The sequence below is a fragment of the Agrobacterium sp. LY4 genome, assembly GCF_001526585.1.
GTDB lineage: Bacteria > Pseudomonadota > Alphaproteobacteria > Rhizobiales > Rhizobiaceae > Agrobacterium > Agrobacterium leguminum.
The window spans coordinates 57,021-70,897 of sequence record NZ_ASYA01000015.1; the positions used below are offsets into that span (position 1 = coordinate 57,021).

General features: G+C 61.6%; 13 protein-coding genes and 1 pseudogene. 11 read left to right on the forward strand and 3 right to left on the reverse strand.

Annotation, left to right across the window (positions count from 1 at the left end; all coding sequences use genetic code 11):
* The first annotated feature begins 2 nt into the window (after positions 1-2).
* From L904_RS15135 to L904_RS15185, 11 genes are all read left to right on the forward strand, one after another.
* A complete protein-coding gene (locus L904_RS15135; protein ID WP_020808767.1) occupies positions 3-308 on the forward strand; it encodes an urease subunit beta in 306 nt (101 codons plus the stop codon).
* A 1-nt stretch (position 309) separates the two neighbouring features.
* Positions 310-666, forward strand: a complete 357-nt coding sequence (locus L904_RS15140; protein ID WP_020808768.1) for a GFA family protein — start codon at positions 310-312, stop codon at positions 664-666.
* Positions 667-675: 9 nt separating this feature from the next.
* On the forward strand, positions 676-1,092 hold the full coding sequence (locus L904_RS15145; RefSeq protein WP_031233387.1) for a lysozyme inhibitor LprI family protein: 417 nt from the start codon (positions 676-678) through the stop codon (positions 1,090-1,092).
* Positions 1,093-1,096: 4 nt separating this feature from the next.
* Positions 1,097-1,741: a hypothetical protein gene (locus tag L904_RS15150; protein WP_020808770.1), complete on the forward strand. Its 645-nt coding sequence runs from the start codon at positions 1,097-1,099 to the stop codon at positions 1,739-1,741.
* A 4-nt stretch (positions 1,742-1,745) separates the two neighbouring features.
* Positions 1,746-3,455 (forward strand): urease subunit alpha, encoded by a 1,710-nt coding sequence (gene ureC, locus L904_RS15155; protein ID WP_020808771.1) that lies wholly within the window; start codon positions 1,746-1,748, stop codon positions 3,453-3,455.
* A gap of 9 nt (positions 3,456-3,464) precedes the next feature.
* The gene (locus L904_RS15160; protein ID WP_020808772.1) at positions 3,465-4,154 is read left to right on the forward strand and encodes a TIGR02117 family protein; all 690 of its coding nucleotides are present in this window, start codon (positions 3,465-3,467) and stop codon (positions 4,152-4,154) included.
* A 143-nt stretch (positions 4,155-4,297) separates the two neighbouring features.
* Positions 4,298-4,834, forward strand: a complete 537-nt coding sequence (locus L904_RS15165; RefSeq protein WP_003520599.1) for a peroxiredoxin — start codon at positions 4,298-4,300, stop codon at positions 4,832-4,834.
* Between the two features lie 308 nt (positions 4,835-5,142).
* Entirely contained in the window at positions 5,143-5,628 is a 486-nt protein-coding gene (gene ureE / locus L904_RS15170) for an urease accessory protein UreE (protein WP_003520598.1), read from the forward strand.
* A 3-nt stretch (positions 5,629-5,631) separates the two neighbouring features.
* Complete coding sequence (locus L904_RS15175; protein ID WP_020808774.1) at positions 5,632-6,303, forward strand: urease accessory protein UreF; 672 nt, start codon at positions 5,632-5,634, stop codon at positions 6,301-6,303.
* 89 nt (positions 6,304-6,392) lie between these two features.
* Positions 6,393-7,004: an urease accessory protein UreG gene (gene ureG, locus L904_RS15180; RefSeq protein WP_003520595.1), complete on the forward strand. Its 612-nt coding sequence runs from the start codon at positions 6,393-6,395 to the stop codon at positions 7,002-7,004.
* A 3-nt stretch (positions 7,005-7,007) separates the two neighbouring features.
* A complete protein-coding gene (locus L904_RS15185; protein ID WP_020808775.1) occupies positions 7,008-7,832 on the forward strand; it encodes an MBL fold metallo-hydrolase in 825 nt (274 codons plus the stop codon).
* Between the two features lie 72 nt (positions 7,833-7,904).
* Here the strand turns inward: L904_RS15185 and L904_RS15190 are convergent.
* The 3 genes and pseudogenes from L904_RS15190 to L904_RS15200 all read right to left on the reverse strand — a co-directional run bounded on the left by L904_RS15190 (position 7,905) and on the right by L904_RS15200 (position 13,592).
* Positions 7,905-8,593: pseudogene (locus L904_RS15190) on the reverse strand (Crp/Fnr family transcriptional regulator).
* Between the two features lie 471 nt (positions 8,594-9,064).
* On the reverse strand, positions 9,065-12,385 hold the full coding sequence (locus tag L904_RS15195) for an efflux RND transporter permease subunit (RefSeq protein ID WP_035260477.1): 3,321 nt from the start codon (positions 12,383-12,385) through the stop codon (positions 9,065-9,067).
* A 13-nt stretch (positions 12,386-12,398) separates the two neighbouring features.
* Positions 12,399-13,592 (reverse strand): efflux RND transporter periplasmic adaptor subunit, encoded by a 1,194-nt coding sequence (locus tag L904_RS15200; RefSeq protein WP_020813652.1) that lies wholly within the window; start codon positions 13,590-13,592, stop codon positions 12,399-12,401.
* Positions 13,593-13,877 lie beyond the last annotated feature (285 nt).

Sequence of the window (13,877 nt, forward strand, 5' to 3'; positions counted from 1 at the left end):
CCATGAAACCAGGCGAAATCATTGCCGCAGAGGGCAGCATCGAACTCAATGCCGGCCAGCCGACCGTGACCATCGAAGTCGCCAATTCGGGCGACCGGCCGGTGCAGGTGGGCAGCCACTATCATTTCTTCGAGACCAATGCGGGTCTGCTGTTCGACCGCGACAAGGCACGCGGCATGCGTCTCGATATTCCCGCCGGCACGGCGGTTCGTTTCGAACCGGGCCAGAAACGGGAGGTGACGCTGGTGCCGCTTTCCGGCAAGCGCGAGGTTTACGGTTTCCGTCAACAGGTCATGGGGAGGTTATGAAATGGCGACGGCGCATTATCATGGAAGCTGCCAGTGCGGCGATGTGAGCTTCGAGGTCGATGCCGATCTCGACCATACCGTCATCTGCAATTGTTCGCGCTGCAAGCGTCTCGGTTCCACACTGGCCTTCGCGCCGCGTGAGAAATTCACGCTGCTTTCCGGGGAGGACAAGCTGGCGGAATATCTCTTCAACAAACACAAGATCCATCATCTTTTCTGCTCCACCTGCGGCATCGAGAGCTTTGCTTATGCCGATGGGCCGGATGGCACGCCGATGGTGGCGGTCAATGCCAATTGTCTCGATGGTGTCGATCCCCGGGCGTTGAAGCCGCAGGCTTTCGATGGCGCGGCGGCCTGAGCGATGGAGATGAGCCGAAAAAATGTCCTTATGGCGGCCGTGCTTCTCTGCGCGACCGCCGGCCTGTCAATGCCGGCCGCCGCGCAGGGCGAGCCGGATTGCAAGGCTCCGCAGACGCAGGCGGACATGACCATCTGCGCCGGCAAGGATTACGAAAAGGCCGACAAGCAGTTGAACGTCGAATATCAGAAGCTGCGCAAGCTGCTCACCGAGCGCGACAAGACGGCGGATGCAAACGGCAAAGGTGCGACCGACGCGCTGGTGACTGCCCAGCGCGCCTGGGTGGCGTTTCGTGACGCCAATTGCGCGCTTTCAGGCTTTCAGGCGCGCGGCGGCTCGATGGAACCGATGCTGATTTCCTCCTGCCTTGCCGAGATGAGCGGCAAGCGGGCGGAAGAGTTGCGTCAGTTGTCGGAAGGTTTCTGAACGCATGGGGCGGCGCATCACGATCGTTGGAAACGGGGAACTGCCGCCGGGTGCTGCTGATTTCATCGATTGTTCCGATATCGTCATCCGCTTCAATGATTGCCGGTCGCTGGGGCCGGGCGGCACACGCACTGATGTGGTGGCGGTGTGCAATACCGGGCGGCCGGGCCGCGAGATGGCGGAAGGGACAGACTGGCGCGAAAGCGACGGCGTGCGGCAGGCCTCCGCCATCTGGTCGGTGCGTGATCCCGCCAAGTTTTCCGAAATGGAACCGGACATACGCGCACGCTGGCCGGAACTGACCGATTTCTGCGCCGATTATACCGCCGGCTTTGCCGCCATCGCACGAGAAGCCGGCAAGGGGCACATGGTCATTCCGCGCGGTGTGCATGAAAGGCTCGATGCCGCGCTCGAAGCCTATGCGCCCATGCCCTATGTCTGCCCCAGCACCGGCCTTTTCGCCATCGCCCATGTTCTTGAGAGCGTGAGCGACGATGGCGACGAGGTGGCGATTGCCGGTTTCGGCCATCAGGGCTGGAGTGGCCATCCATTTACCGCCGAACAACAGCTGGTCGAAGCCCTCGCGGGCGAGGGCCGGCTGACACGAATTTCTCCCACATCGATTTTCTCCGCGTCCGAAGGAGCCTGAGCCCATGCCCTACAAGATTTCCCGCGCCGCCTATGCCGGCATGTTCGGCCCGACCGTTGGCGACAAGGTGCGTCTTGCCGATACCGAACTCTTCATCGAGATCGAGAAGGACCACACGATCTATGGCGAGGAAGTGAAATTCGGCGGCGGCAAGGTCATTCGCGACGGCATGGGCCAAAGCCAGGCGACGCGGGCCGAAGGCGCGGTCGATACCGTCATCACCAATGTGGTGATCGTCGACCATAGCGGCATCTACAAGGCGGATGTGGGCCTGAAGAACGGCCGCATCCACGCCATCGGCAAGGCGGGCAATCCCGATACGCAGCCGGGTGTGACGATTATCGTCGGCCCATCGACGGAGGCGATTGCCGGCGAAGGCAGGATACTGACGGCCGGCGGCATGGATGCGCATATCCACTACATCTGCCCGCAGCAGATCGAAGAAGCGCTGATGAGCGGCATCACCTGCATGCTGGGCGGCGGCTCCGGCCCGGCGCATGGCACGCTTGCCACCACCTGCACCGGCGCCTGGCACATTGAACGCATGATCGAAAGCTTCGATGCCTTCCCGATGAATCTTGGGCTGGCGGGCAAGGGCAATGCCTCGCTGCCGGCCCCTCTGGAAGAGATGATCCTTGCCGGCGCGTCGTCGCTGAAGCTGCATGAGGACTGGGGCACGACGCCGGCCGCCATCGACAATTGCCTGACGGTGGCCGATCAATACGATGTGCAGGTGATGATCCACACCGATACGCTGAATGAAAGCGGCTTCGTGGAAGATACGGTCGCCGCCATCAAGGGCCGCACCATCCACGCCTTCCATACCGAAGGGGCGGGCGGCGGGCACGCGCCCGATATCATCAAGGTCTGCGGCAATCCCAACGTCATTCCGTCTTCCACCAACCCGACACGGCCCTATACCGTCAACACGCTCGCCGAACATCTCGACATGCTGATGGTGTGCCACCACCTGTCGCCGTCCATTCCCGAAGACATTGCCTTTGCCGAAAGCCGCATCCGCAAGGAAACCATCGCGGCGGAGGATATTCTGCATGATATCGGCGCGTTTTCGATCATCTCTTCCGACAGCCAGGCCATGGGCCGCGTCGGCGAAGTGGCGATCCGCACCTGGCAGACGGCCGACAAGATGAAGCGTCAGCGCGGCCGCCTGAAGGAAGAGACGGGCGAAAACGACAATTTCCGTGTCCGCCGCTATATCGCCAAATATACGATCAACCCCGCCATCGCCCAGGGTGTCAGCCACGAGATCGGCTCTATCGAAGTCGGCAAGCGCGCCGATCTGGTGTTGTGGAACCCGGCCTTTTTCGGGGTGAAGCCGGAGATGGTGCTGCTCGGCGGCTCGATTGCCGCCGCTCCGATGGGCGATCCGAATGCTTCCATTCCCACGCCGCAGCCGATGCATTATCGGCCGATGTTCGCCGCTTATGGCAAGCTGCGCACCAATTCTTCGGTCACTTTCGTGTCGCAGGCGTCGCTGGATGCGGGCCTTGCCCAGCGCCTCGGCGTTGCCAAGAAGCTGCTGCCGGTGAAGAATGTCCGCGGCGGCATTTCCAAGGCGTCGATGATCCACAATTCGCTCACCCCACATATCGAGGTCGATCCGGAAACCTACGAAGTGCGGGCGGATGGCGAGCTTTTGACCTGCGAACCGGCAACGGTTCTGCCGATGGCGCAGCGTTATTTCCTGTTCTGACGGCATTTCGTGTTGAGAATTCTCACAAGGCGGATCGGCGGCGGCATGCTGCTGATCCTCCTGTTGCTTCTGCTCGGCACTGTCGTGCCGCGCCCGTTTTTCGCCGGGGATGTGAGCGGCGGCGCGGCGGGCCGCGAAATCCTGCTGTTATCCAACCCGATCCATACCGATATCGCCCTGTCGGTTGATGACGATCTGCGACGGGACTTTTCCGAATTGCAGGAGGGCGGCATTGCCGTCAACCATCCGGCGGCGGCCTATCTGGTGTTCGGCTGGGGCGGCCGGTCGTTTTATACCGAGACACCCACCTGGGCCGATCTGAAACCCATGCCGGTCCTGCGCTCGCTGACGCTCGACCGGTCGGTGATGCATGTGGATGTGACAGGGGATTTTCCCGCCGATCTTGCCGGGGTAGAGCGCCTTCGCATTTCCGAAGCGGGTTATCGGCGCCTCATGGCCGCCATTCGCGGAAGTTTTCTGCGGGACGATGGCGGGGGCGGGCCCGGGGGCAAGGTGCGGTTGATACCCGGCGTTTCCTATGGTCTGACCGATGCGTTTTTCGAGGCGAATGGCCGGTTCAACGCCCTTGTCGGCTGCAACACATGGTCGGCCGCCATGTTGCGAGAGGCCGGCATTCGCACCGGCTGGTGGACACCGTTGCCGCCATTTCTGCGCTGGTCGGTGGCGCTGCATAATTGATCCTCGCAAGCTGCGGTTTTCCTCCGGCAAAGCCTATTTTTATGCTGCACCGCAGCGCGTCTTGCGCTATGGAAACGGCAAAAGAATTCCGCGCGGATCGATCCCAAGCGATCCTCGTAAAACGCCAGAACAGGAGACAAGACATGCTCGGCAAAAAAGTGCCCGCCGTAACCTTCCGCACGCGCGTTCGCGATGAGGCCGTCGGCGGCCCCAATCCGTTCCGTTGGCAGGACATGACCTCCGACGATTATTTCAAGGGCAAGAAGGTCGTTCTGTTTTCGCTGCCCGGCGCCTTCACGCCGACCTGCTCGACCTACCAGCTGCCCGATTTCGAAAAGCTGGCGGGCGAGTTCCGCGCGCTCGGCGTCGACGACATCTATTGCCTGTCGGTCAACGATGCTTTCGTCATGAATGCCTGGGCAAAGGGCCAGAACCTCGAAAACGTCAAGGTCATTCCGGATGGTTCGGGTGAGTTCACCCGCAAGATGGGCATGCTGGTCGCCAAGGACAATCTCGGTTTCGGCATGCGTTCCTGGCGTTACGCCGCCGTCGTCAACGATGGCGTCGTCGAGCAGTGGTTCGAGGAAGAGGGCTATTCGGACAATTGCGAATCCGACCCCTATGGCGTTTCCGCGCCGCAGAACATTCTGGAAAACCTGAAGGCACGCGCTGCGGCCTGATTTTGGTTTTGCGATTTTACGAAGGCCCGGCCGCAATGCCGGGCTTTTTCGTTTTCTGGGACGTGCTTGTCTTTCGCGGTGCCGCCTTATCCGCACACCGTCATCTCGGACTACTCTCACGGCGCAGACGCGCCGTGGCTGGATGCCGGATCCAGTCCGGCATGACGGAGGAGAAGTTGCCGGACGCCTCAAGTCTTTACGCCGGCAATGCCGGCCTTTTTCATACCTTGCATTCATTCACCTTGAAATCACCCCGCCTATCCGGCAAAAATCAGACCCCCAAGACTGTTTCTGAAACGGATCATCCCATGCTGCGCGTCACCTCCTATCATCCGGCCGGAACTCCCGCCGACGAAGCTTCCGGCTATGTCACCCTGGCGCATGACCAGCGGCATCTGCGCCGCAAGCTGCTGCATTTGCAAAATGACGAGATGGTGATGCTGGACCTGAAGGAAGCCGTGCTGTTTGCCCATGGCGATCTTCTGGTGGTGGAGAACGGCGACTTGATAGAGGTCCGCGCGGCGGATGAAAAGCTGTTCGAAATCAAGGCGAAGGACCGTCTTCACCTGATCGAACTTGCCTGGCATCTGGGCAACCGCCACCTTTCCGCGCAGATCGAGGAGGAACGCATTCTCATCCTGCGCGACCACGTCATCCGCGCCATGCTGGAAGGTCTGGGCGCCACCGTGCGTGAGGTGGAAGAGCCATTCCAGCCGGCGCGCGGCGCTTACCACGCCCATGGCGGCCATTCCCATGGTCATGACCACGGGCATCACCATCACGATCACGGCTGAGCCGTGAGTGAAGATCGCGGCGTCGCCGCGCTGCTGCGGCTGATGGCCTGGATGTCGCCGGCTTTTCCCGTCGGTGGTTTTTCCTATTCCGGCGGGCTTGAAAAGGCGGTGGAGGATCGGCGCGTCGGCGATGCGGCGGCCCTGCGCGACTGGCTCGAAACGCTGCTGCGCCACGGCAGCCTGTGGAACGATGCGGTGTTTCTGGCGCATGCCTGGCGCAGCGCCGGGGATGCGGCCGTCTTGAGCGAAACCACCGATCTGGCGCGGGCGCTGGCCGGTTCGGCGGAGCGATACCGCGAGACGGTGCTTCTGGGCGATGCTTTCGTTGCCGCCGCCGGGGCATGGCCGCATGCGGTTCTGGACCTCTTGCCGAAAGACGTTCCCTATCCCATCGCCGTCGGCGCGGTCGCCGCCGGCCATGCGGTGCCGCTCAGGGAAACGATTGCCGCCTTTTTGCATGGCGGCGCTTCGCAGATCGTTTCAGCGGGCATCCGCCTCGGGGTCGCGGGACAGAAGGATGGCGTTACCATTCTGGCCGCAAGCGAGGCGATCATCGCGGCGATGGCGGCGCGGGCGATGCAATCCACGCTCGACGATCTCGGCAGCGCGACGATCATCGCCGATACGGCAGCCATGCGCCATGAAACGCAGGGCACCCGGCTTTTCCGGTCATGAAAGGGCGGCACGGTCCTTGCATATATTGAAGCGTCCCGTTGAGGGACTATGGTGAAACAAGACCAAAGCATATCGAAGGGAACAGAGTGATGAAATCGGGTAATGGGCCGCTGCGCGTCGGCATTGGCGGGCCGGTCGGTTCTGGCAAGACGGCGCTGACGGAGAAGCTCTGCAAGGCGATGAGCGCGGATTATTCGGTCGCGGTCGTCACCAACGATATCTACACCAAGGAAGATGCCGAGGCGCTGGTGCGCATGCAGGCGCTGCCGTCCGAGCGTATCGTCGGGGTCGAGACGGGCGGTTGCCCGCATACCGCCATTCGTGAGGATGCGACGATCAATCTGCAGGCGATTGCCGGGCTCAATGCGCGCTTTCCCGATCTCGACGTGGTCTTCATCGAATCCGGCGGCGACAATCTCGCGGCGACCTTTTCGCCCGATCTGGCCGATATCACCATCTATGTCATCTCCGTCTGCCAGGGTGAGGAAATTCCGCGCAAGGGCGGGCCGGGCATCACCCGCTCGGACCTGCTGGTCATCAACAAGAAGGACCTTGCACCCTATGTCGGCGCTGACCTCACCGTCATGGACAGCGACGCGACCCGCATGCGCAACGCCATGCCCTTCGTCTTCACCGATATGAAACGCGGCGACGGCGTGGATCGCATCGTCGGTTTCCTGAAAGAGCAGGGCGGTCTCTGAAATATGGCTATCTCCCGCCGTTTCGGCGCTTACGAGGTTTCCCGTTTTGTCGACGGTGTCTACAAGGCGCCGGTCGGCCATCTCATTCACCGTCAGGGTGCCGAAGCGCTGGCTGCGGTCCTTGCCGGCCATCAGGGCGAAACGGTGGACATGGACGTCAACTGTTTCGCGCTGTCCGGGCCTGACGGCATCTGGCTGATCGATGCCGGTTGCGGCACAGCCTGGGGTGCGGCCTATGGCCATGCCCGCGCGGCGATGATTGCCGCCGGGATTCAGCCGGCCGATGTGAGGCGTGTCATCCTCACCCATATTCATGGCGACCATGCGCTTGGCCTCATCGACGGCGACCAGCCTTATTTTCCCAATACCGACATATGGGTTCCCGAGGCCGATCTCGGCTTTTTCAGCAGCGCGGAGGCGCGCAAGAGCCTGCCGCCAGCCCGGCAGGGCGGTTTCGACCTTGCCGCGCGGCTGCTCGACATTTGCGGCCCGATGCTGCGGCCGATCCCCATGGGCGCGGTCGCCGAGGGTATCGAGGCCGTCGCCATGCCCGGCCATACACCGGGGCATACCGGTTATCTGATCGGCAATGGCGATGAGCGGCTGTTATTATGGGGCGACGTGCTGCATGTCAGCGCGTTGCAGGTGAAGGATCCCGGCGTCGGTTTCGTCTACGATATCGATTCCGCGCTTGCTTTTGAAATACGCCTCAAGGCGCTGGCCGAGGCCGCCGATCGCGGCTGGCTGGTTTCCGGCGGTCATCTCGGCGGATTTTTCCGTGTCGAGCGGCAGGGCGACAGCTTCCGCTTCGTGCCGCAACCGGACTGATTTTCCGATTTCGGACATGCAGAAGGGCGGAATGCCTGATGGCATCCCGCCCTTCATCCTCTCCCGGTATTTTCAGATCTGCTTCAGTGCGGCGACGTCATTGACCTGCACGATGCGTCCGCGCACGGTAACGCCAGCCTTTTTCAGTGCCGAAAAGGCGCGCGACAGCGCTTCCGGCGCGAGGCCGAGCTTGCCGGCGAGCAGGCTTTTCTGGAAGGGCAGCCGGAGCGAAAAGGATGTCGCGTCGCGCGGGCCCTGATTGATGAGGTAATGGGCGACACGTTGCGGCGCCGTCTGCAGCCGGTCGTTGGCGATGCAATCCATGGTGGCCAGCAGGCTGTTGGACAGGCAGCGCATGACGGCCTTGGCGATTGCCGGCTCCTGATCGATCAGGCTGCGGATTCTCGCAAGTTCGAACCGCGCCACGGTGCAGCTTTCCGCCGCCTGCGCGCTGTAGCGATAGGTATCGCTGCCGAAAATCAGGCATTCATTGAAGGTATCGCCGGGGCCGCTGACGCGCACATCCGCCTCGCGCCCGTGCCGGTCCAGCCGGTAAAGCCTGATATAACCCGACAGCACGCAGTAAAAATGCTGCGCCGCTTCGCCTTCCTTGAAGAGCACATGGCGGGCGTTCACATTGGTGATGGTCGCCGCCTCCATCAGCTTAACGCCGCCGCATCATCCGCTATCCCGATCAAGGGTGCGCGCAGCAGAATGTTCCTGTCCCTGTTGCTCAGCTTCACGGTCTTGTTCACGTCCATCCGGCTCCCGCTCATACCTTTTGCCGGGCTGTCCGAAGCGATACGAAACCGGGGATGTTCGTGTTCCCGCACGCCTATCTGAAAAGAGCTCATCGCATTATCCTTCGACCGGCAATTCCCGATGCGAGGGAGATTAGCAGTTCACCTGGAAATCGAATTGATTTCGATCAAACAGGATTGCAGTCGTTACGGGGAGGAAATGGTTCGTCCATTCGGGCTTAGAAGCACAGGGGGAAATATGGCGCGGGTGAGTGCCGCATATTTCTTCTCCCCGAGGGGGAGAAGGTCGCGGCAGCGGGATGAGGGGGCAAGGGTAAAGATATTCGGCAACGTAGCCCCCTCATCCGACCCTTCGGGCCACCTTCTCCCCCTCGGCGAGAAGAAACAGGCGGCGACGTTTTGCCCTTTAAACACCCCCAAAAGAAAACGCCGGGCACAGGGCCCGGCGTCTCAATCGTTATTCTGCGAGCTTCACTCCGCAGCAAGCGGCGGTAACCGCAATATGTTGCTGCCCTTGTCCGCGGCCTTGTCGCCGGCGCCCTTTTCCATGCTGGCGACGCGCGCCTCCAGCGAGGAGAGCGCCAGGCTGTTTTCGCGGGCGATCTCCGAGAGTTTCTCGTTGGAGAGGGCCTCTTCCTCCTCTTCCTTCTTGCCGACGAAGCGGCCGAAAAGGTGGGCGAGCAGGCGCGAAAGGTCGTCCATGATCAGGAAGAAGGCCGGCACCACGATGAGCGACAGCACCGTCGAGACGATGATGCCGCCGATCACCGCAATCGCCATCGGCGCGCGGAACGAACCGCCTTCGCCGACGCCGAGCGCCGAGGGCAACATGCCTGCCGACATGGCGATGGATGTCATGATGATCGGGCGGGCGCGCTTGCGGCCGGCCTCGACCATGGCGTGCACCCGTTCCATGCCGTGACGGCGCATTTCGATGGCGAAATCCACCAGCAGGATGGCGTTCTTCGTCACGATGCCCATCAGCATCAGGATGCCGATGAGAACGGGCATGGACAGCGCGTTCTGCGTGATGATGAGCGCGACCGCCACGCCGCCGATGGCAAGCGGCAGCGAGAACAGGATGGTGAAGGGCTGAATGACATCCTTGAACAGCAGGATGAGCACGACCAGCACCAGCATCAGGCCAAGCAGCATGGCGTTGACGAAGCCCTGCTGCATTTCGCCCTGCACCTTGGCGTCGCCGCTTTCGGCAAGGCGCACGCTTGCCGGCAGATCGGTTTCCGACACGATGCGCTTGAACTCGGCCGTCGATGTATCGAGCGCCGTGCCGAAGGGAACGTCGGAGCCGATGGAGACGACGCGGTTGCGGTCGTTGCGCTTGATTGAGCTTGGACCTTCCGAATAGTCGATATCGGCAACGCTATAGAGCGGCACCAGCGACCCGGAGGCGGTCTTGATCTTCAGCGCGCGGATGGTGGCGAGATCGCGGCGGGTATCGAGCGACGCCTGCACGCGGATCGGAATCTGCCGGTCATCCAGCGAAATCTTCGTCAGCTGCGCATCGATATCGCCGATGGTGGCGACACGCACGGTCTGCGAAATCTGCTGCGGTGTGATGCCGAGACGGGCGATTTCATCCTTGCGCGGGCGGATCTGCAGTTCGGGGCGGGGCAATGCACCTTCCGAGCTGACATTGGCAAGGATGGGCGAGGCGCGCAGGCGGCTTTCGAGAATACCGACGGCGTCGTTCAAATCCTTCTCATTGGTGGAAAGGAAGTTGAAGGAGAGCTCGCGTTCCGCACGGTCGTTCAGCTTGATGATGCGGACATCCGGAATGCCGCGCACCTGTGCGAAAATATCCCGTTCCACATCCCATTGCGGACGTGTGCGACCCTTTTCCTCCACCTTCGGCAAGTATTGGCCGATGAGCGGAATGGAGCCCAGCCCCTTGTTGACCACCAGCTTGAGCAGCGAATGGTCGATGTGCTGGAGGATGACGTTGACGGTGGCGCGGCGAAGCTCCAGATCGCCCTTGGGCGAAGCGCCGCCGAGGATGAAGACGCTTTCGACGCCGTTGATGTCACGCAGGGCATGATAAATCTGGGTCGTCGTGCGGTCGGTTTCGTCGAGCGTCGCATTGGGCGGCAGTTCCACCGAAAGCGTCACGCGTGAGGCGTCGTCCGGCGGCAGGAAGCTGCCCGGAACGCCGGCAAGCAGAATGACGGAAGCGACGAGAAAGCCGATGGCGCCGAGCAGCGTCAGATATCGCGCCCACCACTTGCGGGTGGTGGCGGTCACCATGCGCGTATAGGCCTTCATCAACCGGCTGTCATTGTCGTGGTGATCGTCCATCGCATCTTCGGCGCGCATCAGATAGGCCGCCATCAACGGTGTGATGAGACGGGCCACGGCGAGCGAGAAGAACACCGAGAAGGCGACGGTGAGGCCGAACTGGATGAAGTACTGGCCGGGAATGCCGGGCATGAACGACACCGGCACGAAGACGGCGATGATGGTGAAGCTGGTGGCGATGACGGCGAGGCCGATTTCATCCGCCGCTTCGAGTGCCGCGCGATAGGGCGTCTTGCCCATCTTGATATGGCGGGCGATATTCTCGATTTCCACGATGGCGTCGTCGACGAGAATACCCGTGGCGAGCGTGAGCGCCAGGAAGCTGACGAGGTTGAGCGAGAAGCCCATGATATCCATGATCCAGAAGGTCGGGATCGCGGAAAGCGGCAGCGCCACGGCGGCAATCAGGGTTGCGCGCCAGTTGCGCAGGAAGAGCAGGACGACGATGACGGCGAGGATCGCGCCTTCGATCAGCGTGTCGAGCGCGGCCTTGTAGTTGCCATAGGTGAAATAGACGGCGTCATCGACCATTTCGATCGACACATCCGGATGATTCTTGCGCACCTCATCGAGGCTTGCCGCCACGGTTTCGGCGACCGATACCTCGCTCGCGCCCTTGGAACGGAACACCGCGAAGGTGACGGCGGGGTTGCCGTTGAAGCGCGAGAAGGATTTCTGTTCCTGATAGGTGTCGGTGACCGTGCCGAGCTCGGAAAGCTTGACGAAACGGCCGTTGGAAAGCGCAATCGTGGTGTTAGCGAGCTGGCTCACATCGCGCGTGTCGCCGAGCGTGCGGATGGTCTGCTCGTTGCCGCCGACCTGACCGCGGCCGGAACCGAGATCGATATTGGTGCCGCGCAGCTGGCTGTTCACCTCGGTTGCGGTGATGCCATAGGCGTCGAGCTTTTCCGGGCTCAGCGACACGCGCACCTCGCGGTCCGCGCCGCCGTAACGGTCGACCTTGCCGATGCCGGACTGGCCCTGGAGCGAACGCTTGATCGTGTCATCCACGAACCAGGACAGTTCTTCCAGCGTCATGTTGGGTGAGGAGACGGCGAAGGTCTGGATCGCCTGTCCCTCGACGTCGATCTTGCTGACGACGGGCACTTCGATATCGGCGGGCAGATCGCTGCGGATCTTGTCGATGGCGTCCTTGGTGTCCTGAACCGCCTCTTCCGTCGGCTTTTCGATGCGGAAGACAACTGTTGTCGTCGACTGTCCGTCGACCACGGTGGACTGGATTTCGTCGACGCCGCTGATGGCGGCGACGGCGTCTTCGATCTCCTTCGTCACCTGCATTTCCAGCTCGGACGGCGAAGCGCCGCTCTGGGTGACCGTGACGGCCACGACGGGAACGTCGATATTCGGAAAACGGGTGATGGGCAGGGTGTTGAACGCCTGCATGCCGAGGATCATCAAAAGCGCGAAGCCGAGCAGCGGCGCAATCGGGTTACGGATTGACCATGCGGAAAAGTTCATCTCATTCCCTCAGTCAGTTGGACGCAGCCGTCTGGGCTTCCACCGGTCTTATCCGGTCACCATCACGCACGAATGCTCCAGCTTTCTCGACAACCTTGTCTCCAGCGGCAAGACCGCTGACAATCTCGATAAAACCGCCGTCTTCGATGCCGGTCTCGATCTTCACCTGCTTGACGACGTCGCCTTCCACCTTGCGGGTGGTGGAGCCTTCACGCCCGGAGGTGACGGCCGACAGCGGCAAAGCGAGCGCATTCGTCTCCTCGACGATGATCGCCGCGCTGGCATACATGCCGGAACGCGCCGGGCTGTCGGTCGGCAGAACCACATGCACGGAGCCGAGGCGCGTCGTCGGGTCGACGGTGGGTGAAACGAGGCGCACCTTGCCTTCTATTTTCTCAGCTCCGCCGGCAACCGTCAAATAGGCTTTCTGGCCTGCCTTGACCTTCTGGATATCGGTCTCGGAGAGATCGGCGACCAGTTCTATCGCGCCGTCCTTGATGACGGTGAACAGCGGATTGCCCGCACCGCTGGCGATTGCGCCAACCTTGGCGTTCTTGGCGGATACGATGCCGGCGACCGGGGTTTTCACGCCGGTGCGCGTCAGCTTCAGATCGATGTCGTCGATCTGCGCGTCAACGACCTTGATGTCGGCCTCGCCGGCGGAAACGGCCTGTTTGGCCGCATCGAGGCGGGCCTGCGCCACCTGAGCGGCCGCTTCGGTCTTTTCCGTCTCGGAGACGGAGCCGGAGCCGCTCTGGCCGAGCTTGGCGGCGCGGTCGCGCTGGCGAAGGGCGTCATTGAGATTGGCCTGCGCTTCCAGCACCTGCGCCTTCGACTGGGTGACGGAGGCTTCGGCCTTGGCCTTGTTGGCCTCAAGCTGGCTCTTTTGCAGCACGAGGCTGTCGGAAGACAGCACGGCCAGAACCGCATTCGCTTCCACCCGGTCGCCGATATCGGCGTTCAGCGTGTCGATCGACAGGCCGTCGACCAGCGGCTGGACGTAAATCTCGTCCACGGGGCGGATCGTGCCGGTGGCGATGATGCGGTCCACGAGATCGCGTTTTGCCGCATGGGCGACGATGATGGAAGGCAGGTTCTGCTGTTTGGCCGGCGCCTGCGCCTCTCCCTCGGCGGCTGCGGAGAGGGGAAGCGCCGTTGCGGAAAGAAGAAGGAATACAAAGCGGTTAAACGTGACTTTATGCTGCATGTGTCTTGGCTCGCGCAATATCCGATCGCATGTCCTGCAGCCCCAGGGCTCTTTTTTAAAAGGTCATGCGATAGCGAATGTGAAACAAGGGATCACAATACTTCCTTTTCGATCCTCCCGATTCAAACGCCCCTCAACGCGAATCTTAAGCACCTTTGCCCTGTGCTTATTTTACAAGATCAAATTTGGCAGTCTTGTGGGCGGGACTGTAATTCTTGTTGTCGTACAAATCAATCCGCATAGCCGCGATGGTTGATATACATTTTTGTATAGGTCGAGATATTG

Coding starts and splice junctions, on each gene's coding strand:
- L904_RS15135 (WP_020808767.1), top strand. CDS start 3: ATGAAACCAGGCGAAATCATTGCCGCAGAGGGCAGCATCGAACTCAAT.
- ureE (WP_003520598.1), top strand. CDS start 5,143: ATGCTGCGCGTCACCTCCTATCATCCGGCCGGAACTCCCGCCGACGAA.
- ureC (WP_020808771.1), top strand. CDS start 1,746: ATGCCCTACAAGATTTCCCGCGCCGCCTATGCCGGCATGTTCGGCCCG.
- L904_RS15165 (WP_003520599.1), top strand. CDS start 4,298: ATGCTCGGCAAAAAAGTGCCCGCCGTAACCTTCCGCACGCGCGTTCGC.
- L904_RS15200 (WP_020813652.1), bottom strand. CDS start 13,592: ATGCAGCATAAAGTCACGTTTAACCGCTTTGTATTCCTTCTTCTTTCC.
- L904_RS15140 (WP_020808768.1), top strand. CDS start 310: ATGGCGACGGCGCATTATCATGGAAGCTGCCAGTGCGGCGATGTGAGC.
- L904_RS15185 (WP_020808775.1), top strand. CDS start 7,008: ATGGCTATCTCCCGCCGTTTCGGCGCTTACGAGGTTTCCCGTTTTGTC.
- L904_RS15195 (WP_035260477.1), bottom strand. CDS start 12,385: ATGAACTTTTCCGCATGGTCAATCCGTAACCCGATTGCGCCGCTGCTC.
- L904_RS15150 (WP_020808770.1), top strand. CDS start 1,097: ATGGGGCGGCGCATCACGATCGTTGGAAACGGGGAACTGCCGCCGGGT.
- ureG (WP_003520595.1), top strand. CDS start 6,393: ATGAAATCGGGTAATGGGCCGCTGCGCGTCGGCATTGGCGGGCCGGTC.
- L904_RS15145 (WP_031233387.1), top strand. CDS start 676: ATGAGCCGAAAAAATGTCCTTATGGCGGCCGTGCTTCTCTGCGCGACC.